Annotated in this window: 21 protein-coding genes; 18 read left to right on the top strand and 3 right to left on the bottom strand. The window is 73.0% G+C overall.

From position 1 onward, the window contains the following. Position 1 precedes the first annotated feature (1 nt). From FGG90_RS08460 to FGG90_RS08495, 8 genes are all read left to right on the top strand, one after another. Positions 2-775, top strand: coding sequence for a hypothetical protein (locus FGG90_RS08460; protein WP_094128083.1), 774 nt, complete (start codon positions 2-4; stop codon positions 773-775). Between the two features lie 111 nt (positions 776-886). Continuing rightward, positions 887-1411, top strand: a complete 525-nt coding sequence (locus FGG90_RS08465; RefSeq protein ID WP_237583267.1) for a hypothetical protein — start codon at positions 887-889, stop codon at positions 1409-1411. A 44-nt stretch (positions 1412-1455) separates the two neighbouring features. Next, positions 1456-2115, top strand: a complete 660-nt coding sequence (locus FGG90_RS08470) for a PqqD family protein (protein WP_210433048.1) — start codon at positions 1456-1458, stop codon at positions 2113-2115. After that, positions 2103-2753 carry a hypothetical protein gene (locus tag FGG90_RS08475; protein ID WP_210433047.1) on the top strand — a complete coding sequence of 217 codons (651 nt, stop codon included), beginning with the start codon at positions 2103-2105 and terminating at the stop codon, positions 2751-2753. Before FGG90_RS08470 ends, FGG90_RS08475 begins: the two co-directional genes overlap by 13 nt. 46 nt (positions 2754-2799) lie before the next feature. Beyond that, positions 2800-3378 (top strand): hypothetical protein, encoded by a 579-nt coding sequence (locus tag FGG90_RS08480; protein ID WP_094128077.1) that lies wholly within the window; start codon positions 2800-2802, stop codon positions 3376-3378. After that, positions 3375-4034 (top strand): hypothetical protein, encoded by a 660-nt coding sequence (locus tag FGG90_RS08485; protein WP_094128074.1) that lies wholly within the window; start codon positions 3375-3377, stop codon positions 4032-4034. Before FGG90_RS08480 ends, FGG90_RS08485 begins: the two co-directional genes overlap by 4 nt. Next, positions 4034-5347, top strand: a complete 1314-nt coding sequence (locus FGG90_RS08490) for a type IV secretory system conjugative DNA transfer family protein (protein ID WP_094128071.1) — start codon at positions 4034-4036, stop codon at positions 5345-5347. The genes FGG90_RS08485 and FGG90_RS08490 overlap by 1 nt, the downstream gene beginning before the upstream one ends. A 118-nt stretch (positions 5348-5465) precedes the next feature. Then, entirely contained in the window at positions 5466-6044 is a 579-nt protein-coding gene (locus FGG90_RS08495) for a hypothetical protein (RefSeq protein WP_094128068.1), read from the top strand. A 534-nt stretch (positions 6045-6578) separates the two neighbouring features. On the opposite strand, the gene FGG90_RS08500 is transcribed toward FGG90_RS08495, so the two are convergent. Continuing rightward, positions 6579-7691 carry a type I restriction endonuclease gene (locus FGG90_RS08500; protein ID WP_094128064.1) on the bottom strand — a complete coding sequence of 371 codons (1113 nt, stop codon included), beginning with the start codon at positions 7689-7691 and terminating at the stop codon, positions 6579-6581. 300 nt (positions 7692-7991) lie between these two features. On the opposite strand from FGG90_RS08500, the gene FGG90_RS08505 reads away from it, so the two are divergent. Continuing rightward, positions 7992-9137: an LLM class flavin-dependent oxidoreductase gene (locus FGG90_RS08505; RefSeq protein ID WP_094128061.1), complete on the top strand. Its 1146-nt coding sequence runs from the start codon at positions 7992-7994 to the stop codon at positions 9135-9137. Positions 9138-9161: 24 nt separating this feature from the next. Here the strand turns inward: FGG90_RS08505 and FGG90_RS08510 are convergent, their stop codons facing one another. Further along, the gene (locus tag FGG90_RS08510; protein WP_094131433.1) at positions 9162-9764 is read right to left on the bottom strand and encodes a hypothetical protein; all 603 of its coding nucleotides are present in this window, start codon (positions 9762-9764) and stop codon (positions 9162-9164) included. Between the two features lie 158 nt (positions 9765-9922). Between FGG90_RS08510 and FGG90_RS08515 the strand changes: the two genes are divergently transcribed. The 9 genes from FGG90_RS08515 to FGG90_RS16135 all read left to right on the top strand — a co-directional run bounded on the left by FGG90_RS08515 (position 9923) and on the right by FGG90_RS16135 (position 20848). Further along, a complete protein-coding gene (locus FGG90_RS08515; protein ID WP_094128058.1) occupies positions 9923-11290 on the top strand; it encodes a purine-cytosine permease family protein in 1368 nt (455 codons plus the stop codon). Then, positions 11287-12846 (top strand): hydantoinase/oxoprolinase N-terminal domain-containing protein, encoded by a 1560-nt coding sequence (locus FGG90_RS08520; protein WP_094128055.1) that lies wholly within the window; start codon positions 11287-11289, stop codon positions 12844-12846. Before FGG90_RS08515 ends, FGG90_RS08520 begins: the two co-directional genes overlap by 4 nt. After that, positions 12839-13954 carry a DUF917 domain-containing protein gene (locus tag FGG90_RS08525; protein WP_094128053.1) on the top strand — a complete coding sequence of 372 codons (1116 nt, stop codon included), beginning with the start codon at positions 12839-12841 and terminating at the stop codon, positions 13952-13954. The genes FGG90_RS08520 and FGG90_RS08525 overlap by 8 nt, the downstream gene beginning before the upstream one ends. 76 nt (positions 13955-14030) lie before the next feature. After that, positions 14031-15104 carry a DUF917 domain-containing protein gene (locus FGG90_RS08530; protein ID WP_237583269.1) on the top strand — a complete coding sequence of 358 codons (1074 nt, stop codon included), beginning with the start codon at positions 14031-14033 and terminating at the stop codon, positions 15102-15104. Continuing rightward, positions 15101-16642 (top strand): PucR family transcriptional regulator, encoded by a 1542-nt coding sequence (locus FGG90_RS08535; RefSeq protein WP_094128047.1) that lies wholly within the window; start codon positions 15101-15103, stop codon positions 16640-16642. Before FGG90_RS08530 ends, FGG90_RS08535 begins: the two co-directional genes overlap by 4 nt. A 158-nt stretch (positions 16643-16800) precedes the next feature. After that, on the top strand, positions 16801-17583 hold the full coding sequence (locus tag FGG90_RS08540) for an L-threonylcarbamoyladenylate synthase (RefSeq protein WP_094128044.1): 783 nt from the start codon (positions 16801-16803) through the stop codon (positions 17581-17583). 366 nt (positions 17584-17949) lie between these two features. Next, positions 17950-18300 (top strand): histone-like nucleoid-structuring protein Lsr2, encoded by a 351-nt coding sequence (locus FGG90_RS08545; RefSeq protein WP_063071452.1) that lies wholly within the window; start codon positions 17950-17952, stop codon positions 18298-18300. A 223-nt stretch (positions 18301-18523) separates the two neighbouring features. Next, a complete protein-coding gene (locus FGG90_RS08550) occupies positions 18524-19834 on the top strand; it encodes a hypothetical protein (RefSeq protein WP_210433046.1) in 1311 nt (436 codons plus the stop codon). A gap of 249 nt (positions 19835-20083) precedes the next feature. Continuing rightward, positions 20084-20848 carry an AfsR/SARP family transcriptional regulator gene (locus tag FGG90_RS16135; RefSeq protein ID WP_272930222.1) on the top strand — a complete coding sequence of 255 codons (765 nt, stop codon included), beginning with the start codon at positions 20084-20086 and terminating at the stop codon, positions 20846-20848. 55 nt (positions 20849-20903) lie between these two features. On the opposite strand, the gene FGG90_RS08560 is transcribed toward FGG90_RS16135, so the two are convergent. After that, entirely contained in the window at positions 20904-22967 is a 2064-nt protein-coding gene (locus FGG90_RS08560; RefSeq protein WP_094128040.1) for a prolyl oligopeptidase family serine peptidase, read from the bottom strand. Positions 22968-23001 lie beyond the last annotated feature (34 nt).

Below are 23001 nucleotides of genomic sequence, written 5' to 3' on the forward strand. Positions count from 1 at the left end.
CATGTTCGAACCGCAGATGGATGACGACGCCGCGACGAAGCCGATCGTCGAGGACGCCGGCGGGGGCGGTGCCGTCACCCCCGCACCGACCTACCCCTTCCGCCTCCTGCCCGACGAGACCGTCCTCGGCACCTACCCCGTGGCGCGCCGCACCCGCCCCCTCGGCCGCCTGGTGAGCTACCTCTTCGTCACCGACTCCCGCGTCATCTACTCGGCCGAGGCGAAGACGGTCTCGTCCTCGTCCACCTACTCGCGCGAGTACAAGATCGACAAGGTCGACGGCATCGAGGTGGGCCGCGACACCGGCTACGACGCGCTCGGCGTGGCGGCGCTCGCCGGCACCGCGATCAACTTCCTCTTCAGCCTCATCGCCTGGCTGGTGCTCGTGGGCGCCGACTCCTCCAACCTCGACGGCCTCGCGTGGCTGTTCGGCGTGGGCACCTTCTTCGCCCTCGTCCTCGGGGTGATCGGGTTCTTCGTGCTCCGCAGCAGGGCCGCGGTGCTCAGCGTGATCACCGGCAGCCAGCGGCAGGAGATCACCACGCGGCACGACGTGGCGAAGATCCTCTTCGTGCTCGTCCTCTTCGTCGCGCTGGGGGTCATCGCGCTCCTCGGCGCGGCGCTCTGGGTGCTGCTGCGGGAGCTGGGCATCGTCAGCGCATCGGACGCGGGCCTCTACATCCGCACGGACGACCTCGACCGCGTCTCGTTCGAGGCCGGCGCGCTGATCCTCGACGCCCAGGCGCGCGGCAAGCTCGCGGGTACGTGGGACTGACCGGCCGCACGATCACGGATCACGCAGCAGACAGGGAGACACATGCACGTCGTACAGCTGGGCCAGCTCCGGGACTCTGGACCGACGCCGGACATCACCATCCAGGACCCCGTGACGAACGAAGCCCGGAGCTACACCCTCACGCCGCGGCTCCTCGACCTGATCCGACGCGTCGACCCCGTCGCCGCCGACCAGCCCTTCACGGCGGATGAACGCCGGATCCTCCGCAACATGGCCGGGATCGGCGTCATCGCGCTCGTCCCCGATGACGCGCCGTTCGCACGCTTCGACTTCCTCCCCGTCACCCGGACCGACATCCTCTTCGACCAGGCGCTCGAGGAGGGGTACCGCCTCACCTCGGAGCAGGGGGGTCCGTTCGAGCTGAGCGAGTACGGCGCGAGGTTCCTGCACGAGGCCGACGGCCGGCGCACCCTCGGCGAGATCATGCGGAGCGTCCGGGACCGCGCGCTCGACGACGACGAGCGCCGGGAGATCGAGGAGGACGAGCGGCGCGGCATCCCGTTCGACGATCTGCTCCGGGATGAGGCCTTCCAGTTCGCGAAGGCCTGCGCCGCGAATCCCGCCCTCAGCCTCGAGCCGCGTCACACCCGCCCGGCGGACACGCTCCTCGCGTAGGTCCCCTCGTCCGCAGCCCGCGATCCCCACGGAGGAACACCACCATGCACGTCGTACCTCTTGGTCACGTCAGCGAGTCAGCAGGCGCCCCCACCGTCACCGTCCAGGATCCGCTCACCGAGGAGGCGAGGAGCTACACGCTCAGCCCTCCTCTCGCGAATCTGATCCCGTCGCTCGACCCTCGGGAGACCAACAGGGCGTTCAGCGATGAGGAATCCCGCCTGCTGGAGGGGATGGCCCGGCTGGGCGTCGTCGCCCTGGTCGATGACGACGCTCCGCTCACGGCTCTCCGCTTCATCCCCGTCACCCGCGCCGACGTCAGGTTCGACGCGGCGCTAGACGATGGCTTCCGCTTCGACTCCGACCTCCATCGGCCGTTCGAGCTGAGCGAGTACGGGACGCGGCTGCTGGAGAAGGTCGACGGCCGCACAGACATGGGCGCGATCGCGGAAGCGGTTCGGCAGGAGGCGCTAACCGACGAGGGCGACCGGGCGGAGATCGAGGCGCACCAGCGCACCCGTGGGCAGGACTTCGAGGCCTTCCTCGTCGCCGAGTCATATCGCTTCGTGGACGCCCTGCGCGGGAACCCGACGGTGACCTTCGAGCCGGCGCCCGCGGCGTCGGTCATCGGCGAGTCCCCCGCCAGCGCTCCTCCGGCGACAGCCATCACGACGACGGATAAGAGGGCGGCATGCACGTCATAGGTCTCGGATATCTGAGCGAGGTGGACGGCGAACCCAATGTCACCATCCAGGACCCGCGTACGGAGGAGAGGAAGGGATATCGGCTCGACCCGTCCATGTACGCGTTGCTGCACGAGCTCGACCCGACAGAGACTGTCCACGACTTCACGCCGGAGGAATGGCGATGTCTCCGCGGCTTCGCGCGGCTCGGCATCGTGGCCATCACGAGCGACCGCGACTCCGTCGACGAGCTGACGTTCATCCCGGTCCCGCGTGCCGACATCCGCTTCGTCGGGATGACCGATCGCGGCTATCAGCTGACGTCGATGCTCAGCCGGACATTCGAGCTGAGCGAGCACAGCACCCGCTTCCTCGGGATGGCCGACAGCAGGCGGAGTCTCGCGGAGATCGTCACGTCCGTCCAGCAGGAGGCCCTCGCGCGCGCGGAGGAGCAGCCCGCCATCGAGGAGATCGAACGGGAGTCGGGCGCGTCCTTCGGCGAGTTCCTCGAAGCCGAGGCGTACCGGTTCATCCGAGCACTCCGCGGGAACCAGGCCGTCTCGTTCGAACCGCACGCGATCCCCCTGGCCGTGGATGAGCCGATCGCGGGTCAGGCGGAGCCCAGCAGACTCCCTCCGACGGGCGAGTCCGGCGAGTGAGCGCGCAGGACGCCTCACCCACAGCACCCTCGAGAGGATGAATGACATGCACGTCGTGCAACTCGGTCACATCGCTGAGATCGACGGCCGCCACAACATGGCCGTCCAGGATCCCCTCACGCGCAAGTCTGCGAGCTACGACCTCACCCCGGAGGCGCTCGAGCTCCTCCTCTCCCTCGACCCCACCGAGACCGGCCGCGTCTTCACCCCGGAAGAGCATCGCCTCCTCGAGATCTGCGCCGCGCTCCGAATGGTCGCGCTCGTCGAGGATGGGGCGCCTCTGTCCGAGCTGTCGTTCATCCCGGCCCCTCGGTACGACGTGATCCTCGACGCCATCCTCGATGACGGCTACCGCTTTACCTCGGAGGTGGACGACCCCTTCGAGCTCAGCGAGTACGGGGGACGATTCCTGCTCCGGGTCGACGGCGAACGCACCCTCGGGGAGATCGCTCTCGCAGTGAAGGAGGACGCGCTCGCGAACGAGGAGGACCGCGCCGCGATCCGCGTCGGCGAGGTGGAGCTGCAGCAGACGTTCGACGAGTACATCGAGGCCGAGGTCTTCCGCTTCGTCGCCGCCCTGCGCGGGCGGGAAGCGATCACGTTCGAGGCGACTGCCGGGGCATGAGAGGCAGGACGTTCATCGGCGGGGGCCTCCTGGGAGGAACCGTCGTCATCGCGTCGCTAGGTGGGGCACCGCACCTTGCGGACTCCGACCCCGAGGCACTCCTCGACGGCATCGAGGCGGTCGCCGTGACACCCACCGAGAGGAGAGAGGAGCTGCAAGCGCGCCTCGACGAGGCGAGCATCTCGTCTGACGACGAGACTCCATCGCTCCGGGACGACCTCCCGGAGCCCGACGCCGTGGAGACGAGCGGCACGACGTTGGTCGACGTCGATCCCGTCGACTCCGAGCCGGGAGCCAGCGAGGGTGCGCCGGCGCCGGCCGATGGATCCGCGGATCCGGCGACCGGAGCGGAGCCCGAGCCCGAGCCCGAGCCCGAGGATGCAGGTTCCGCGCTCCCCCAGGGAGCCGACGCGCCCCAGGGCGGCGCGGAGGAGACGGTGACGGATGCGACCGCGAGCGGCCCGCCTGTCGGACCGGACCGCGCTGCCGCGGAACTCGACGCCTCGGGCGACCACGAAGCAGCGGAAGAGGCAGCGCCCGATGCAGGCGGAGAGCAGCACCTGGATGCTGCTGCGCCCGAGCCCTCGACGCCATCGGAGGCCTCCGCGGAGACCGGTCCGGACCCCGACATCCACGACCCCGAACCGGAGTGGTGATGCCCTACTCGGAGGAGGTCGTCAGCGGCACCGCGCTGCGGGACTGCGCGGGGCACCTCGGTCCGCGGCCGGCGGAGTTCGGCGTGCACGGCGTCGCCGGTACGAGCATCGGGTTCGACGACGCGATGCTCGGCCGCCACGTGCTCTACCTCGGCGGCATCGGCACGGGCAAGACCGTCGGCATCTCCGCGCTCGTCGCCTCGGTGCGCGCGAGCATGACCGCCGACGACGTGATGGTCGTGTTCGACACCAAGGGCGACTACCACGAGACGTTCCACCGGCCGGGCGACGCGGTGCTCGCCGCGACGCTCGCCGACGAGTTCGCGGGGCAGGTCTCCTGGAACCTGTTCGAGGAATTCCGCGCGCTGCCCCCGGGCCGCCTGCCCGAGGACGAGATCTTCGAGATGTGCAGCGGCCTGTTCTCCCGCCTCATCGCCGACGCCGGCGACAACGCCTACTTCGCCCGCGCCGCGCGCGACGTGTTCACCGCCCTCGTCACCGCGATGTACCGGGAATCCGAGGAGCGGTCGAACCGCGACATCCGCATGATCGTCGGCGGCATGGGCATCGGCGAGATGCACGCGCTGCTGGACCGACCGGGGAACGCCGACCTGCGCGGCGCCCGCCACTACATCGCCAAGGAGGGGTCGAACTCGACCATGGCGACGATGGCGTTCACGCAGCAGGTGATCCAGGAGTCGTTCCGCTCCTCGTTCGGGCGCCCGGGGGACTTCTCCATCCGCGCCTTCCTCCGCGCGAAGGGCGCGCGGGCGCTCTTCCTCGAGTACGACATCGCCTCCGGCAGCACGCTCGCGCCGGTCTTCACGGCCATGCTCGACGTCGCGATGAAGGAGGCCATGTCCCGTCGCCGCGCGGCCGGGCGCGTCTTCTTCGTGCTCGACGAGTTCGCGCTCCTGCCCGAGCTCACGCACCTCTCCGACGGCGTGAACTTCGGCCGCTCGCTCGGGCTGCGGTTCATCGTCGGCACGCAGAACGTCAAGCAGGTGCAGGAGATGTACGGGCCCGAGATGGCCGCGTCCGTGCTGTCGGCGTTCGGATCCGTGTTCGCGTTCCGCCTCTACGACGGGGACTCCCGCCGCTTCGTGGGCGACCGGTTCGGCGCGAACCGCAAGCTGACGCGGTTCGACTCCTCCGTGCGCGGCTCCGGCCTCCGCGAGGAGGTCATCACGGGCGCGGTGGTCGAGGATTGGGACCTCTCGAGCCTCGGCGTCGGGACCTGCATCGCGGCGCTGCCCGACGGCCCGCCGGTGCGGTTCACGTTCGCGGCGCCGGCGGTGTCGCCGTCGCGGTAGGACCACGACGCAGGGCTCCGGCGCGTCGCCCGCGCCGTCGCTACCATCGCCGGACGGGGTGCGCGCCTGAGCACGAGCGACGCATCGAAGCCGTCCATCGACAGGAAGAAGAGGACCCATGCACGTCGTCCCGCTCGGGTACATCGGCGAGTTCGAGGGCAAGCCGAACCTCGCGCTGCTGGATCCCCTCACGACGGAGACCAGGAACCACACGCTCGCGCCGGAGACGGCCCGGTTGCTGCGGTCGATCGACCCGACCCTGTCCGACCAGGATCTCGACGAGCAGGAGCGCCGTCTCCTCGTGGGATACGCGACGCTCGGCATCGTCGCCCTGATCGGCGACGACGCACCCCTCTCGGCCCTGGACGTCATACCCGTGCCCCGCGTGGACATCATCCTCGAGGAGGTGATCGACGACGGATACCGCTTCAGCTCGGGATCCGACGAGCCGTTCGAGCTGACCGAGTACGGCGCCCGGTTCCTCACCAAGGCCGACGGCCGACGCACGCTCGGGGAGATCGTCGAGGCGACGCGCGACGAGGCCCTCGCGGACGACGCCGACCGTGCCGCGATCGAGGAGGGCGTGACGCGCACCGGGCAGTCGTTCGACCGCTTCCTGATGGACGAGGCGTACCGCCTCATCTCCGCCCTCCAGGGTCGCGTCGCCGTGACGTTCGAGGCGACCGGGCGACCGTGAAGGGGCACCGGGTACTGGGCGGCGTCCTGGTCGGAGGAGTCGCCTTCATCGGCGCCGCGGGCATGCCCCCTCAGGTCGACGGCCCGGATCCGAACGCGCTGCTGGACAGCGTCGAGGCAGCAGCGGTGACACCCGGCGAGAGACGTGAGGAGCAGGAGGAGCGGATCCGAGCCGCGCACGATTCCTCCCGGAGCGACGCGCCCGCCCTCCGAGACGACCTGCCTCATCCGCACGATCTCCCCGTGGTCGGAACGAGATCCCTTCCCGTGGCGTCCGCCGGCGAGCGCGAGGGACGCCCCGGAGGATCAGCCGAAGACGCTGACCCCGCGACGGCGAGCGCCGGGGCGCCTCCCGCTCCGCGGACACGCCCCAGCGGATCCCCGGCGGCGATCGTCCGACGTCCGACGCCCGCCGCGGGACGGCTCGGGAGGGGCGTCGGTCGACGTGATCCGCCCGGAGGACGCGGACGGTGACCGGGCAGGGTGGACGGGCCCGCAGCGCGCGCAGCCCGTCCGTCCCGCTCGGCGCCTCGGGCTACGTGCCGACCGACTCCCCCGCGTGCACCCGGATCGCCTCCCGGATCGCATCCGCGTGCGCGTAGATCTCGTCGAGCGATCCGATGGGGTGGCGCGTCTCGACCTTGTGCGCGTCGAAGAGGCCGAGGTACTTCTGCTTCTTGCCGTTGAAGTGCAGGCGCGCGATGGGCTTGCGGTTGTTGTCGTCGAGGAGGATCGCCAGGTAAGACTTCGCGTCGCGGTGCACCACGCGCTGCGGCTTCACCTCGCTGCAGGCGATGGCCTTGACGATCTGGTAGCCCTCGAGCTCCTCGAGCGTCGTCTCGATCTCCGTGTCGCGGTCGAGGTCCGCCTCCACGACCTCCTCGCTGGTGATCACGTCGGCTGATGCGGCGGTCGGCGCCGAGGGGAACGCGGGAGCCCCGAGCGCGGTCTTGAGCCGGTCGTTCACCTGCTCGTTCAGGTACTGCTTCGACGCCTTGCCCACGAGCGTCGTGAACTGCTCACGCACCTTCTCGGTGAACATGCCGTCGTACACGCGACGGGTGAGGAGCTTCACCCAATCCGTGGTCGGCTCGCGGAACTCGGCGGCGATCGCGCGCTTCAGCGCACCGACGTACTTGAGCTCGCCGGCGGCGCTGATGATCGAGTCGAGGTCGAACACGTCCTTCGTGAGCTTCATCAGCTCGGGCAGGAGGGTCTCGTCGATGTCGGCGAGGTCGAGCACGAGGAACGGCTTCTCGTCCATGCGGTTCGGCGCGTCGAGGTCCGTGTAGAAGTGGTACGTCTCGCCGTTCGTCAGCACCGCGATGCGCGCGTTCGTCACCGCGAAGTAGCGGAACAGCTGCGACGCGTGCTCGATCTTGAGCGGCTCCGTCGACTTCTTGCACTCGATGAGGATCTGCACCTCGCCGTCGCGCATGATCGCGTAGTCGATCTTCTCGCCCTTCTTGAGGCCGAGGTCCGCCGTGAACTCGGGGACCACCTCGAGCGGGTTGAACACGTCGTATCCGAGGATCGTGGAGATGAACGGCATGATGAACGCGTTCTTCGTCGCCTCCTCCGTCTGGATGGCCTCGCGCTGGTTGCGCACCTTCAGGGCCAGGGCGGCCAGTCGTTCGGCGAATTCCATGGGGACTCCCTCGTCTCGGTGATCCCGACGATACGGAGGTCCATGCGCGTTCATGGAAGGGCGGGTGCCCCCATTTCGGGATATATGCCCTCCGAGCCACATCGGCCGGATGCTCGCGCACCCGGTCCGGTGGACAACCGGATCGACCCCCGTCCCCCTCCGCGCACACTGGGGCGGTCCCGAGCGCGCCGCGACGATGCGCCCCACGGATCGCCTCGACGGCGCGGCTCGGGGCAGCAGCCATCGGCTCGGCGGGCGTCGCCGGGCAGGCCCGCACCGCCGATCCGAGGAGCCCCGCCCATGACCCCTGCGAGCGACCGGGTCGACTCCCGCACGCGCGTCCCGCTCTCCGTGCTCGACCTCGTCCCCGTCTCCGCCGGGTCGTCGTCCGCCGCCGCGCTGCGCGACAGCGTCGACCTGTCCTTGCGCGCGGAGGCCGCCGGGTACGCGCGGTACTGGCTCGCCGAGCACCACATGAACCCCGGCCTCGCGGGATCCAGCCCGCACGCCATGCTCGCCGCCGTCGCCGCGGCGACCCGCTCCATCCGCGTCGGCTCGGCCGCGACCCTCATCGGGAACCACAGCGCCCTGCAGGTGGCCGAGGCGTTCGGCACCGTCACGGGGCTGTACGGGCCGCGGTTCGACCTCGGGCTCGGTCGCAGCCCGATGCCGCCGAAGCGACCGGCGGGGACGGGAGCCGCCGCCGACGCCGAGGCCCGCGTCGTCGACGGCCTCCTCGTCCCCGCGCGCGCCGTGATGTTCCGGGACCGGTCGCGGGCCCAGCTGCAGGCGCGGCTCCTCCGCCGCGGTGACGCCGACGTCGCGCCGTTCGGCGAGACCGTGGACGACCTCCTCGCGTTCCTCGACGGGACGTACGCGGATCCCGCGGTCGGGCCGGTCGCGGTCCCGCCGGCGGACGGGTCCGCGGTGGAGGTCTGGGTCCACGGATCCTCGGCAGGCGAGAGCGCCCGTGTCGCCGGCATCCGCGGCCTCCCCTTCGGCGCCAACTACCACTCGACCCCGTGGGGCGTGCTCGACGCCGTGGCGGCCTACCGGGAGGACTTCGTGCCGGGCGTGCTCGCGGCCCCGCACGTGATCGTCTCGGCCGACGTGCTCGTGGCCGACACGGACGCGGAGGCCCGCCGCCTCGCCTCCGGCTTCGCGCGCTGGGTGCTCTCGATCCGCTCGGGTCGCGGGGCGATCCCCTACCCGGCCCCCGACGACGAGGGCGCCGCGCCGCTCGACGCCGCGGAGCTGGCACAGGTGCAGGACCGCCTCGACACGCGCATCGTCGGGGATCCCGCGAGCGTCGTCCGACAGCTGGAGACCCTCCGCCGCGTCACGGACGCCGACGAGCTGCTCATCACGACGACGACCCACGAGCACGCCGCGAGGGTGCGGTCCTACGAGCTGCTCGCGGAGGCGTGGGGGCCGCGCGGCCGCTGAGCGGTCCACCGCCGCCGCGACGGATCAGCGCGGGTCCCCGTCCCCTCCCGCCTCCCGGCGCTTCCGCTCGATCGCGTCGCGGTACCTCTGCATGCTCCGTTCCCCGGCACGACGGCGGATCTCCTCCACGTCGGGTGCGAAGGTCTCCTTCGTCATCTCCTTCAACTCGACCCACTTGGCATCGTGCTCAGCCTGCGTCATGCCGGGCTCCCACGGGCGGCCGAGGGCGATCCCGACCGCGGATGCCAGCCCCCAGGCGGCTCCCACCGCCGTGCCCATCTCGAGCGAGCCGCTCATGAGCCAGCCGAGGGCCACCACCGCGATCAGCGCGACGAGCGGGGGCACGAGCGCGAAGTCCCAGCCGCCCGGCGACGAGAGCTTCCGCCGCCGGGCGAAGGGGTCCTCGACCAGGACCTCGATCAGCGCGCCGATGCCGATGGCCACGGCGACGAACGCCACCAGGTCACCGGCTCCCCGCGAGGGGACGGCGGGCAGGAGGGTCGCGAGCCACAGGAGCACCAGCACGACCGGCGCCTTGACCAGCCCGAGGACGAGATGTCCCGACAGGGGCGCCCACAGCCCAGGCGGCTCCCAGGAGTCGGGGTTCCGAGGTCGCGCGTCGTCCATGAGGCTCCCGATGCTCGCAGGCTCGGAGCCGGCCCGCCCGCGCTCTCCCCCAGCACTCCGCCCCGCTCCCCGCCCCCGACGGGGCACTCTGCACATGGCGCCCTCCGCGAGCGGATCCCTACGCTGTGGCAACCCGTCGTGACACCCGAGGAGCATCCATGGCATCCACCGCACCCGACGACTACGCGCTCGCGCGGGTCCCGCAGGAGGCGCGCTACCACTGGTTCCCCATCGCGACCCAGCGCGTCGGCCAGCTGTCCGCGCTGAGCGCGTTCGTCGTCGCCGCCACGCTCGGCTTCAGCATGTCGTTCTGGGATGCCTTCTGGGCGATCACCATCGGCGCCGTGATCCTCGAGGTCGTGTGCGTCTTCACCGGCCTCATCGGGCAACGCGAGGGGCTCAACACCTCGATCCTGTCGCGGTGGACGGGATTCGGGCACGCGGGCTCCGCCGTCATCGGCCTGGCCATCGGCGTCAGCCTCATCGGCTGGTTCGGCATCCAGTCGGGCGTCTCCGCCTCCGGGCTGCACTCGATCATGCCGTGGCTCCCGGTGTGGGCCTGGTCGCTCGCGTTCGGCCTGATCATCACGGCCGTCGTGATGCTCGGCTTCCACGGCATGCAGTGGGTCGCGAACGTCGCCGTGCCCCTCTTCCTGCTGCTCGTCGGCTGGGCCGTCGTCATCGAGCTGCAGAAGCACGACATCTCGGAGCTCGTGACGCAGCCGGCACCGGGCCCGCCCATGTCGATCCTCGCGGGCGCGTCGATCGTGGCCGGCGGCTTCATCGTGGGCGCGCTCATCTCGCCGGACCAGACGCGCTACAACCGGTCGGCCATCGACGTGGTGAAGCAGACGGTCGTGAGCATCACGGTCGGCGAGTACCTCACGGGCCTCTCGGGCGTGCTGCTCGCGCACGCGGTGCGCACGGCGGACGTGTCGGCGATCATCCTGTCGTCGGTGGGCTGGGTGGGCGTGCTCGTGATCCTGCTCGGCACGATCAAGATCAACGACTGGAACCTGTACTCGTCGGGCCTCGGCATCGTGAACTTCATCGACACCGTGTTCGGGCGGCGGGTGAACCGGGCGCTCGTCACCGTGGTGGTGGGCGTGATCGGGTCGGCGCTCGCGGCCGCGGGGATCCTCGGCCAGTTCACCGCGTTCCTCACCCTGCTGGGCGTGGCGTTCCCGCCCATCGTCGGGATCATGATCGCCGAGTACTTCGTCGTGAGGAACTGGCGGCCGGCGCTCGACGCGTCCCGCACGACCGGCGCGCTCCCGGCGAGCGCGCCGCGCTGGGTGCCGGTGAGCCTCGGCATCTGGCTGGTCTCGGCCCTCGTCGGCTACTACGCGACCTTCGGGCTCGGCAGCCTCAACGCCGTCATCACGGCATTCGTGCTCTACGCGGTGCTCGGCAAGGCCGGCCTGATCCGCGGGTTCGGCGAGGTCGTCACCGAGGCCGCCGCGCAGCCGGCGCCGGGAGCCGCGACGCCGGTCGCCGCCACGGCCGGGACGGGGGCGACGCGATGAGGATCGGCATCGACGTCGGCGGCACCAACACGGACGCCGTGCTCATGGACGGCGACCGCGTGGTCGTCGGCATCAAGTCCTCCACCTCCGAGGACGTCACCTCCGGGATCGTCGGCGCGCTCGCGGAGCTCGACCGGCAGCACCCCTTCGACCCGGCCGCGATCGACGCGGTCATGATCGGCACGACCCACTTCATCAACGCGCTCGTCGAGGCGCGGCGGCTCGCGCCCACCGCGGCCGTGCGCCTCGCCCTGCCGGCGACCGCCTCGCTGCCGCCCTTCGTGGACTGGCCGCGGGAGCTGGTCGACGCGGTCCGCGGCACCGGGTACCTCGCGCACGGCGGCCACGAGTTCGACGGCCGGGTCATCGCGCCCCTCGACCACGACGAGCTCAAGCGGCACGCGGCCGACATCGCCCGGCGGGGCCTCCGCTCCGTCGCGATCTCGTCGGTGTTCGCGCCCGTCAACAGCGAGTTCGAGGTGGAGGCCGCGGCCGTCCTCGCGGCGGAGCTCGGACCGGACGTCGCCATCTCTCTCTCGCACGAGATCGGCCGCATCGGCCTGCTGGAGCGCGAGAACGCGACCATCATCAACGCGTCGCTGCGGGAGCTGGCCGACGGCATCGTCGGCGGGCTCGAGCAGGCCGTGCGCGGCCACGGGATCACCGCTCCCCTCTACCTCTCGCAGAACGACGGCACGCTCATGGGCGCCGACTTCGCGCGCCGCTACCCCGTGGCGACCTTCGCGTCCGGACCCACCAACTCGATGCGCGGCGCGGCCCTCCTCTCCGGCCTCGATACGTGCGCGGTCGTCGACATCGGCGGCACCACGAGCGACGTCGGCGTGCTGGCGGGCGGGTTCCCGCGGGAGGCGACGACCGAGATCAGCGTGGCGGGCATCCGCACGAACTTCCGCATGCCGGACGTGCTCTCCATCGGCATCGGCGGCGGATCCCGGGTGCGCGGCGACGGCGACCTGGTCGGCCCCGACTCGGTCGGCTACGAGCTCGGCCGACGCGCGCTCGTCTTCGGCGGCGACACCCTCACGACCACGGACGTCGCGGTCGCGGCCGGCATGGTCGACGTGGGCGATCCCGCGTGCGTGGCGCACCTGTCGCCCCAGCTCGTGCGGCGGACGCTCGACACCATCGCGGTGCGCGTCGCCGACGTCGTGGAGCGCATGCGCACCTCGTCGGCGCCGCTGCCCGTGGTCGCCGTGGGCGGCGGCTCGATCCTGCTGCCCGACGAGCTGGAGGGCCTCGGCCGCATCACCCGGCCGGCCGACTTCGCCGTCGCCAACGCCGTGGGCGCGGCCATCGCCCAGGTCTCCGGCGAGCTCGACCGCGTCTACAGCGTCACCGAGGGGTCGCGCCAGCAGGCCCTCGACGACGCCCGGCAGGAGGCCGTGGAGCGCGCGGTCGCCGCGGGCGCCTCCCCGGCGAGCGTCGAGATCGTGGACTTCGACGAGCTCGTCATCCCCTACCTGCCCGGCAACGCGATCCGCATCCGCGCCAAGGCCGTCGGCGACCTCGACATCAGGAAGGCCGCGCATGTCTGACACGACCGTGCCCCGCACCCGCCTCACCGAGATCCGGCTGGAGCACCTTCCCGCCATCGCGCGCGGCGCCGCCATCCTCGGCACGGGCGGCGGCGGCGATCCCTACATCGGGCGCCTGCTCGCGGCCGAGGCGATCAGGGAGCTCGGCCCCATCCCGCTCGCCGACCCCTTCGACCTGCCGGACGACGCGGTCGTGATCCCCGTCGCGATGATGGGCGCGCCGACCGTGATGGTGGAGAAGCTGCCGACCGTCGAGCAGCTGCAGGGCGCGATCCTCTCCCTCGCCCGCTACCTCGGGGTGACGCCCACGCACGTCGCCTGCATCGAGGTGGGCGGCGCGAACTCCACCATCCCGATGGTCGCGGCGGCGCGCATGGGCCTGCCGCTCGTGGACGGCGACGGGATGGGACGCGCGTTCCCCGAGATCCAGATGGTGATCCCCACGATCGACGGCATCCGCGCCACGCCCATGTCCTTCGCCGACGAGAAGGGCAACACGGGCGTCGTCGACACCATCGACAACGCCTGGGCCGAGCGCCTCACCCGGCCGGTGGCGGTGCAGATGGGCAGCTCGATGATCATGTCGAACTACGCGATGACGGGCGCCCAGATCAAGACGTCCTTCGTGCCGCGCACGCTCTCGCTGTGCCACGAGCTCGGCACGCTGGTGGAGGAGGCGCGCGACGCGCTCGTCGACCCGGTGGAGGCGGTGGCCGGGCGACTCGGCGGCGCGGTGCTCCTCGGCGGCAAGGTCGTGGACGTGGCCCGGCGCACGGTCGCGGGCTTCGCGAAGGGCGAGGCCAGGATCCAGGGCACGGGCGCCGATGAGGGCCGCGAGATCGTGCTCGGCTTCCAGAACGAGATGCTGCTCGCCTCGATCGACGGGGTCCCCGTGGCCTCGACGCCCGACCTGATCATGGTGCTCGACAGCGAGACGGGCGAGCCGATCACGACGGAGACGCTCCGCTTCGGCCAGCGCGTGCGCGTGGTCTCCGCGCCGGCCGACGAGCGCTGGCACAGCCCGCGCGGCATCGAGCTCGCGGGGCCGCGGTACTTCGGCTACGACATCGATCCCGTCCGCTCCCCCGTCGACGTCTTCCCGCGGTAGGCGGGCGACGGTCGCGGGCGGGCGGGTCTGGGTGGCGCCCGGGGAGGGCGGACGACCGGGTGCTACCGTGACGCCGGTGAGCCGGGACCTGGGAGCGGACGACCTCCCCGACCTCGTCGCCGGGCTGATGCTGCTGGGCTCCGGCGGCGGCGGCGACCCGCGGATCCTGGCGGCGGCCACCGCGCGGCAGCTCGCCACGGCCCCGGTGCGCGGCATCGGGCTCGACGACCTCGACCCGGACGACCTCGTGGTGCCGGTGGGCTACATCGGATCCACGTCGGTGCTCCGCGAGAAGCTGCCGTCCGGCACCGAGCTGCCCGAGGCGGTGCAGGCGCTCACCCGCTGGACGGGCACCCCGCCCGCGGCGCTCATGCCGCTCGAGATGGCGGGCGTCAACGGGCTCGCGCCGCTCGCGGCGGCGTCGATGACCGGCCTCCCGCTCCTCGACGCCGACCTCATGGGGCGCGCGTTCCCCCGCATCGACCAGTCGAGCCTCGTCGTCTCCGGCCGCGCCATCTCGCCGTGCGCCGCCGCCGAGCCGGGCGGACGCACCCTGCTGCTCGACGGCGTCAGCCCCTCGGAGGTGGAGAGCCTGCTGCGGCTCGCGATCGCGCACTCCTCCGGCTGGGCCGCGCTCGCCCTGCCGCCGCAGCGCGCCGCCGACCTCCGCGCGACGGCGATCCCGGGCACCGCCGAGCGGGCCCTGCGGCTCGGGCGTGCCCTGCGCGCGGCGGACGACGCCGCCACGCCTGCCGGCCTCGCCCAGTCGCTGGGCGGCACGCTCCTCGGGCACGGCCGCGTCGCCGACGTCGTCACCTCGCCGCGCCGCGGCCGCTTCGACGTCACGACCGTGAGCGTCGTGGACGAGCGGAGCGGCGCGATCCTCCGGCTCGAGGCCGAGAACGAGTTCGTCGTCGCGCTCGCGGACGGCGTCCCCGTGGCGGCGGCGCCCGACCTCATCGCCGTCATCGCCGTTCCGGGCCTCTCCATGGCGGGCGCCCACGCGCTCCTCGTCGACGCCGTGCGGCCGGGCGCGAAGGTCGCCGTCGTCGCGCTGGAGGCCCCCGCCTGGTGGACGGCCACGGACGCGCGCCGGGCCGCGGTCTCCCCCGCCTCCTTCGGCTTCGACGCCCCCGAGGTGCCCGCGTGATCCGCCCGGTCGCGCTCTCCGCGCTGCTCGACCACGCGTCGCTCGCCGACGTGCGCCGCCTGGCCGGATCCGCGGACCCGGCCGTGACGCGCGTCCAGGGCGCGCTGATGGACGCCCCCGCCGACGAGCCGCTCCCCGACGGCACGGATGTGCTCGTCGTCCTCGACCGCGCCCCGCGCACCACCTGGCGCTTCGACGCCCGGCTGCGGCGCCTCGCCGACCGCGGCGTGTCCGTCGTCGTGCTCGACGCCGCCGTCGCCGTGGATCCCGCTACGGCCCTCCTCGCGGCACGGCTCGGCGTCGTCGTCCTGGCCTGCGACGACGCGTGGGCCACCTCGCTCGCCCTGCACGACCGGCTCGGCGACGCCCGCTCCGCCGCGGGCCGGGCCGCGCTCGACGCCGTCTCGGCGCTCGCGGACACCGACCGGGATCCCGCCGACGCCCTCGCCGCCGCCGCCGCGCTCCTCGGCCGCCCGGCGCTCCTCGTCGACTCCTCCGGCCGCGTCCTCGCACCCGAGGGCGCCGTGTCCTCCCCGGATGCGCGGGCCGCCGTCGCCGCGGGGCTCCCCGGGCACGTCGACGCGCGTCCCGTCGGCGAGCGCGGCACCCTGGTCAGCGCCCGCGTCGACTCGGGGCTGGTCGCGCCCAGCTGGCTGGTGGTGGAGGTGCCCGGGTCCGTGCCCGCGGAGGTGGACGCCGTGGCCGGCGCCCTGCCCGTCGTCGCGCTCGCGCTCGGTCACCGGCTGTCGCTGCGGCGCGTGGTCGACGAGCGCGAGGCCCGCTGGCGCATCGCGCTGCTCGGCGAGCTGCTGGAGGCGGGGGACGCGCCCGGCGCCGGGCTCCTGCGCCGCGCCCTCGAGCTGGGCTGGCGCGTCGAGGGCTGGCACATGGGGATCCGCGTCGTCGCGCGCCAGGACCCGGACACCGTCGGCCGCCGCTACGAGGTCATCGAGGCGCTCGCGGCGGAGGGCCTCGACGTGGGCGTGGTCGAGCAGGGCGACGGCTGGGCGGCGTGGATCACGTTCGACCTCGAACCCGACGTCCCCGCGGCGCAGGAGGCCGCGCGCGCGGTGCGGCGGGCGCAGCAGCGGTGGGACGACGACCTGCCGAGCGCGGTCGGCGTCGGCCGCGTGCACCACGGCCCGGCGGGGATCGCGCGCTCGCTCACGGAGGCCGCGGACGCGGCGCGCCTCGCCGCCTCCCGGCCGCAGTCCGGCCGCTTCCTCCACGTCGACCGCCTGGGCCTCGCGCAGCTGCTCCTCGCCTGGACCCAGACGGACACCTTCCAGCCGGCCGCGCTCGAGCTGCTCGCCCCGCTGCGCCCCCCGACCGCGGGCGACCTCCTCGCCACCCTCGCCACCTACCTCGACGCCGAGTCCTCGGTCGCCGAGACCGCCTCGATCCTGGCGGTGCACCGCAACACCGTGGCCGAGCGGATCCAGCGCGTGCAGCGCATCCTCCAGGTCGACCTCGCCGACGCCGAGACGCGCCTCGCCCTCCACCTCGCCTGCCGCACGGTGCTCGCGGCGGAGGGCTAGGGTCGATTCCCTGTGGATGCTCACCAGCTCCGCCCAGCCACCGCGCCTACCGTCGATCGCACCGCCTGATCGCCGCACGCGCGGCGCGGCGCACCCCGGCCCGACGCAGGTGCGCCAGGGCTCCTCCATCCCCCGACATGCACGAGAGGCACGCGCCCATGACCGACACCACCCGCACGATCCCCTGGGACGGCAGCCTCGACGAGCGCGCCGCCGCCGCGATCGAGGCCCCCGGCGGGCTCGTCGTCGCCGCCACCAAGGTCGGCTACATCCTCATGACCACCGACGGCGCCGGCCTCGAGCGCAAGTTCGACGCGAAGCAGCGCAACCGCGACAAGCCGGGCGTGGTCCTCTGCACGAGCATCGAGCAGCTGCAGCAGCTCGCCGTGCTCAACGACGAGATCCTCGCCTTCTACCAGGAGCACTGGGACGCCGACGTGCTCCTCGGCTGCATCCTCCCCTGGCGCGAGGACGCGAAGCACCTGCTGCCCGACGAGACGGCGGCCCAGCTCGCCATGGACCGCCGCGGCACGAGCTGCTTCGTGATCCGCTTCGGCCGTCCCGCGGAGCAGCTCGCCGAGCACCTGTGGGCGAGCGGGCGCCTCGCGTTCGCCAGCTCTGCCAACCCGTCCGGCAAGGGCAACCGCGGTCGCGTCGAGGGCATCGGCGAGCGCATCGAGCAGCAGGCCGACGTCATCGTCGCGGCCGACGAGTACGTCGCCTCCATCCAGCCGGGTCTCGACGAGACGAGCCGGCACGAGCAGGGCGTCATGGTCTCGATGGTCGACGCGTCCGGCGCGCTCGTCCCCGAGCAGCGCGGCGAGCGGTCCGTCACGCCGAGCCCCACGCTCATCCGCCGCGGGCTCGCGGTCGACGTCATCATGTCGGCGCTCGCCCGGTCGTTCCCGTCGTGGGACTACCGCCACGGCGAGTACTACTGATCCCGCATCGCCGTCGGATCGGCGTCGAGGGCCCGCGGAGCGCGTCTCCGCGGGCCCTCGCGCGTCCGGCCGGCCGCGTGGGACCCGGAGCGACGGGACCGCGGATCCGTTGCGGGACGCATCAAATTCCTCACATTCCGAAAATAAGCGGCGAGAACGCGGGAGCGGTCGTCCGCGGCGTCCCGGAAACGGCCGGGTCGCGCAGACCGGACGGGTCCGGAATGCGAATGCGGGGGCCGGCAGCCGCGCATATCACGTAATCGGGGAGCGGATCGCCCGTCACGTTTCGGAATTCCCGTCGTGAACGGGTATCGTGTGGAACTCAGGCATCGTGAGGATGCATCATCCGCAAGGAAAGGAATGGACGTGGCTCGCAAGGTTGTCACCACGCTCGTCGACGACATCGACGGCGTCGTCATCGATGAGGGAAAGGGCGAGACCGTCCCCTTCGCACTCGACGGCGTGAACTACGAGATCGATCTGAGCGACGCGAACGCCGCGAAGCTCCGTGAGGCGCTGGACACATACGTCGACCGCGCACGCCGCGTCGGCCGCGCCTCCTCCGGGCGCTCCTCCAGCCCGCGTCGCTCGTCCTCGAGCGCGCCCAAGGAGGACCTCGGCGCCGCCCGCGAATGGCTGCGCGCGCACGGCCACAAGGTCTCCGAGCGCGGCCGCATCTCGGCCGATCTGCTCGAGGAGTACCGCTCCAACAAGTAGTCGCACCGCTTCCCGCGCCCGGCGCGGAATGCATCCGAGAGGGCCGATCCGCATGCGGATCGGCCCTCTCCGCGTTCACGCCGGACTCATGTAATGAATGGCCCCCGCGCCGCGCCCGTGGGCATCCGGCGCCGCGGCGCGCCGGGTGTCACGCGCCGGTCACGCCGATGTCGCGGCCATGTCGCGCACCTGCGAGCACGCTCGCTCCCGAACAAGGAGCACCGTGCCGAATCACCTCGCATCACCCGGGTCCGCCGTACCCGCCACCCGAACCACCCGCCCCCGACGCCCGCTGCGCGCGCGTCTCGTCGCCGCCGGCGGAGCCGCCCTCATCGCCCTCGTGGCCGTGGTCGGCATCGGAGTCGGCGTCGGCAGCTCCCTCGACTCCGCGTCGGCCGCCACCGCGACCGCGGTCCAGCAGTGCGACGGGCTCTCCAACGTGGGCGGCCAGCAGGTCACCTGCTCGGTCACCGTCGTGAACAACCTGAACGTGGCCACCGGCAACGGCTCGTCCACCGTCACCACCGTCATCTGCGTCGGCGCCGCGAACACCGCCGGCACCTGCACCACGGACGTGCAGCGCGCGCAGACGATCGTCACCTCGGTCGACCAGTGCAACGGATCCGGGAACGGCGGCGGCGGCGAGGTCGACTGCACCGTGAACGTCACGAACAACATCACCGGCACGAGCACCACCACGCCGGCGACGGTCAACCAGTGCATCGGCGCGGGACAGGGCGGCGGCGCGAACGCCGTCAACTGCTCCCCGGTCGCCAGCACCACGAACGCCGACATCACCCAGTGCAACCAGTCCGGCAACGGCGGCGGCGGGGCCGGTCGCGTGACCTGCACCGTGCCGACCTCCACGACCAGCACCGCCCTCGTGGTGCAGGTCGACCAGTGCATCGGCTCCGGCAACGGCGGCGGCGCGACCGTCACCTGCTCGGCCCGCATCCGCAACTTCGTGACCGCCGTCGTCACGCCGACCGTGACGCCCACCGTGGCGCCTACGGTCGCGCCGACCACATCGCCCACCGTGGCCCCGACGACGTCGCCCACCGTGGCGCCGACCGTCGCTCCCACCCCGACGCCGACCCCGACGCCGACGGCCACCGCGCCCACCCCGACGCCCACGGCCACCGCGCCCACCCCGACGCCGACCGCCACCGCACCGACGCCGACGCCCACCGCACCCACGCCCACCGCGACCGCACCGACCCCGACCGCGACGGCCCCCACGCCGACCGCGACCGCACCGACGCCCACCGCGACGGCCCCGACCCCGACGGCGACGGCTCCCACGCCCACCGCCACGACGGGCACCCCGACGCCGACGGCCGGCACCCCGACCGCGACGCCGAGCGCCACGCGCACGCCGGTCACGCCGATCGTCCCGGGCGGCACCACGCCGGGCGGGAACCTCCCCGTCACCGGCTACGACCCGACGCCCACCATCGGCTGGGGCCTCGCCGCCCTGGTCCTCGGCGCCATGGGCCTCGGCATCCACGCACGACGGAGGACCGCGAAGGCCTAGCCCCTCGCGCTCACCCGTCGCCCCGCCCGTCGATCCCTCGACGGGCGGGGCGACGCTCCTAGCCCCAAAAGCACCTACATATTCGGCTTTCGTCGTCGAACGGATACGTTGACGACGACGGAGGTTCCCGATGCACCATCACGCGCACGACGGACGCACCCTCGTCGAGCGCCCTGATCCCCTGGCACCGACCGGGCCCGCCGCTCCCGTCGCCTCTCCCCCCGAGGCCGGAGCCGTCCGGTGATCCGCGTGGACCTGCTCGGCGGGTTCCACGTCTCCGGCCTCGCCGCGCCGTCATCCGAGATGCAGGGCACGGCCGCCGTCGTCCCGCCGGCCACCGCGATGTCCGACGGCACGCAGCGCCTCATCGCCGCCCTCGCGCTCCGCACGCGCCCCGCCGACCGCGGCGCGCTCGCGGCCGAGCTGTGGCCGGAGGCCCGCGACGGCCGCGCCGCCTCCAGCCTCCGCTCCGCCGTCGCGCGCCTCGGCGACGCCGGCCGTGAGATCGTGGAGACGACGCCCGGCGGGCTCCTCCTCCGCGACGACGTCCGGGTCGACCTGCGCGTCGCGCGCGTCACCGCGGCCCGGCTCCTCGAGCCCCGGATCGTCGACCCGGACGACGCGGACCTCGCCCCGGACGCCGTCGCGCTCTTCGGCGCGCCCCTCCTGCCCGACTGGTTCGACGGCTGGCTGGAGACCGCGGCCGACGAGTGGCGGCACCTCCGCGTCAACGCCCTGGAGGCGCAGTCCGACGCCCTCCGCGCGCGCGGCCGGCTCCACGAGGCGGCCCAGGCGGCCCGCCGGGCGATCGAGGTGGATCCGCTCCGCGAGACCGCCCAGCGCTGCCTCATCTCCGTGCACCTCGCCGCCGGCAACCAGTCGGATGCGCTGCAGGCCTACGGCGCGTACCGGACCCGGCTCGAGCGCGAGGTGGGGCTCGCGCCGACGGCGATGCTCTCCGACCTCATCTCCGGGATGCACCAGCGCTCGCGGGCCCTCGACCGCACCGGCTGATCCGGACCAGACGGACGCCGGGGCGCGAGGAACGCGGCCTGACGACGCCGCCGGGTCAGCCGCGCGCGCCGAGCCGCTCCCACAGGAAGCCGTGGATCAGCGACTGCAGCCGCGCCGTCGCGGGGTTGTCCGCGGATCCGCCGTGCCCGCCCGCGGTGTTCTCGAAGTACCAGGCGTCCTCGACGCCGGTCTCGTGCAGCAGCGCGACCATCTTGCGCGCCTGCACGGGCCCGACGCGGTCGTCGCTCGTCGCCGCGTAGACGAGCGTCGGCGGGTACGCGACCCCCTCCCGCACGTTGTGGTACGGCGAGAACGTGCGGATGAACTCCCAATCCGCGGGCACGTCCGGGTCCCCGTACTCGGCGATCCACGACGCCCCCGCCGACAGCCGCGTGTACCGCCGCATGTCGAGGAGCGGGACCCCGCAGACCACGGCGCCGAACAGCTCCGGGTAGGCGGTGAGCATGTTGCCCACGAGCAGGCCGCCGTTGCTCCGCCCCTCGCAGCCGAGGCGCGCCGGCACGGTGACGCCGCGGGTCACGAGGTCGCGCGCGACGGCCGCGAAGTCCTCGTAGGCGCGGTGGCGGTCCTGCCGGAGCGCGGCCCGGTGCCACGCCGGCCCGTACTCGCCGCCGCCGCGGATGTTGGCGAGCACGTAGACGCCGCCGCGCGCGAGCCAGCCGCGCCCCCGGACGCCGCTGTACGACGGCAGCAGGCTGTTCTCGAAGCCGCCGTAGCCCGAGAGCAGCGTGGGGGCAGATCCGTCGAGCGGCAGGTCCCGCGGCCCCACCTGGAAGTAGGGCACGCGCGTGCCGTCGTCCGAGACGGCGAAGTGCTGCGCGACCTCGAGCCCCGCGGCGTCGAAGGACGCGGGCTGATCCTTGACGGCCCGCGGCGGGCCCTCGCCCACCACGCCGCGCAGGAGCGTGGGCGGCGTGAGGAAGCCCGTCACCGCGAGCCAGTACTCGTCGGTCTCGCGGTCGGTGGCCACGACGGAGACGGAGGCGAGCGGCGTCCCGACGGGCACGTCCTCCTCGGTCCAGCCGCCGGATCCGCCCGCCGTCGGCGGCGTGAGCACGCGGATCCGGCTCGCCACGTCCTCCAGAAGCGTCACCACGAGGTGCCCCGCCGTCCACGCCCAGTCCTCGAGGCTCCGCGACGAGGTCGGGGCGACCAGCACCGCGAGGGCCCGGGATCCGGCGAGGAAGTCGTCGAGGCGCGCCGCGAGCAGCGACCCGCCAGCGTGCACGACGCCGCCGATCTCCGTGTCGCGCCGCGGCCGCAGCAGGAGCCACTCGCGGTGCAGGTCCACGTCGACGTCGTCGGGCACGTCGATCGGCACGGTCCCCGCGTCGGTGAGCAGCAGCGTGCGCGACGTGAAGAAGTCGGGCACCTCGCGGACCACGTCCCGCTCGAAGCCCGGCGTGGGGTCGTGCGTCACGTGGACGAGCATGTCGCCCGCCGCGACGGCGTGGACCTCGGCGGCGTCGGCGAGCGCCTGGCCGCGGCTCCAGCGCCGTGCCGTGCGCGCGTAGGAGCTCTCGGTGAGGCTGCCCGGTCCGAAGTCGGTGCCGACGAAGACGGTGTCCCGGTCGATCCACGAAACCATCGTCTTCGCGACCGGCACCGCGAAGCCGTCCTCGACGAAGCGGCCGGTGGCGAGGTCGAGCTCGCGGACCGCGACGGCGTCCCCGCCGTCGGGCGAGAGCGACACGAGGGCGCGGTCGCGCGTCGGCGACAGCAGCTGCGCCCGGGAGAACTGCCACGGGATCCCCTCGGCCGCGCCCAGCGCGTCGAGGTCGAGCAGGACCTCCCACTCGGGCGACGGGGCCTCGTACTCGTCGAGCGTCGTGCGCCGCCAGAGTCCCTGCACGTGCTCGGCGTCGCGCCAGAGGTTGTACAGGTGGTCGCCGTGCCGGGTCACGTACGGGATGCGCTCGTCCGACTCGAGCACCTCGAGCAGCTCGGAGGTGAGCCCGGCGCGCGCGTCCTCGGGAGAGCGCGCGAGCGTCCGGTCGTTCTCGGCGCGCACCCACGCCAGGGCGCGGTCGCCGTGGATGTCCTCCAGCCACAGGAACGGATCGTCGGGGGTCGCGGGGCCATGGGCGTCGTCGGTCATCCCGTCAGCCTACGGACGCGCGCTCGGCGCGGCC

Source organism: Clavibacter michiganensis subsp. tessellarius, from assembly GCF_021922985.1.
Taxonomy (GTDB): Bacteria; Actinomycetota; Actinomycetes; order Actinomycetales; family Microbacteriaceae; genus Clavibacter; species Clavibacter tessellarius.

Bases quoted from the DNA above. Each gene is read 5' to 3' on its own strand.
- FGG90_RS08460 (WP_094128083.1), top strand. From the start codon at position 2: ATGTTCGAACCGCAGATGGATGACGACGCCGCGACGAAGCCGATCGTC.
- FGG90_RS08470 (WP_210433048.1), top strand. From the start codon at position 1,456: ATGCACGTCGTACCTCTTGGTCACGTCAGCGAGTCAGCAGGCGCCCCC.
- FGG90_RS08475 (WP_210433047.1), top strand. From the start codon at position 2,103: ATGCACGTCATAGGTCTCGGATATCTGAGCGAGGTGGACGGCGAACCC.
- FGG90_RS08480 (WP_094128077.1), top strand. From the start codon at position 2,800: ATGCACGTCGTGCAACTCGGTCACATCGCTGAGATCGACGGCCGCCAC.
- FGG90_RS08485 (WP_094128074.1), top strand. From the start codon at position 3,375: ATGAGAGGCAGGACGTTCATCGGCGGGGGCCTCCTGGGAGGAACCGTC.
- FGG90_RS08490 (WP_094128071.1), top strand. From the start codon at position 4,034: ATGCCCTACTCGGAGGAGGTCGTCAGCGGCACCGCGCTGCGGGACTGC.
- FGG90_RS08495 (WP_094128068.1), top strand. From the start codon at position 5,466: ATGCACGTCGTCCCGCTCGGGTACATCGGCGAGTTCGAGGGCAAGCCG.
- FGG90_RS08500 (WP_094128064.1), bottom strand. From the start codon at position 7,691: ATGGAATTCGCCGAACGACTGGCCGCCCTGGCCCTGAAGGTGCGCAAC.
- FGG90_RS08505 (WP_094128061.1), top strand. From the start codon at position 7,992: ATGACCCCTGCGAGCGACCGGGTCGACTCCCGCACGCGCGTCCCGCTC.
- FGG90_RS08510 (WP_094131433.1), bottom strand. From the start codon at position 9,764: ATGGACGACGCGCGACCTCGGAACCCCGACTCCTGGGAGCCGCCTGGG.
- FGG90_RS08515 (WP_094128058.1), top strand. From the start codon at position 9,923: ATGGCATCCACCGCACCCGACGACTACGCGCTCGCGCGGGTCCCGCAG.
- FGG90_RS08520 (WP_094128055.1), top strand. From the start codon at position 11,287: ATGAGGATCGGCATCGACGTCGGCGGCACCAACACGGACGCCGTGCTC.
- FGG90_RS08525 (WP_094128053.1), top strand. From the start codon at position 12,839: ATGTCTGACACGACCGTGCCCCGCACCCGCCTCACCGAGATCCGGCTG.
- FGG90_RS08540 (WP_094128044.1), top strand. From the start codon at position 16,801: ATGACCGACACCACCCGCACGATCCCCTGGGACGGCAGCCTCGACGAG.
- FGG90_RS08560 (WP_094128040.1), bottom strand. From the start codon at position 22,967: ATGACCGACGACGCCCATGGCCCCGCGACCCCCGACGATCCGTTCCTG.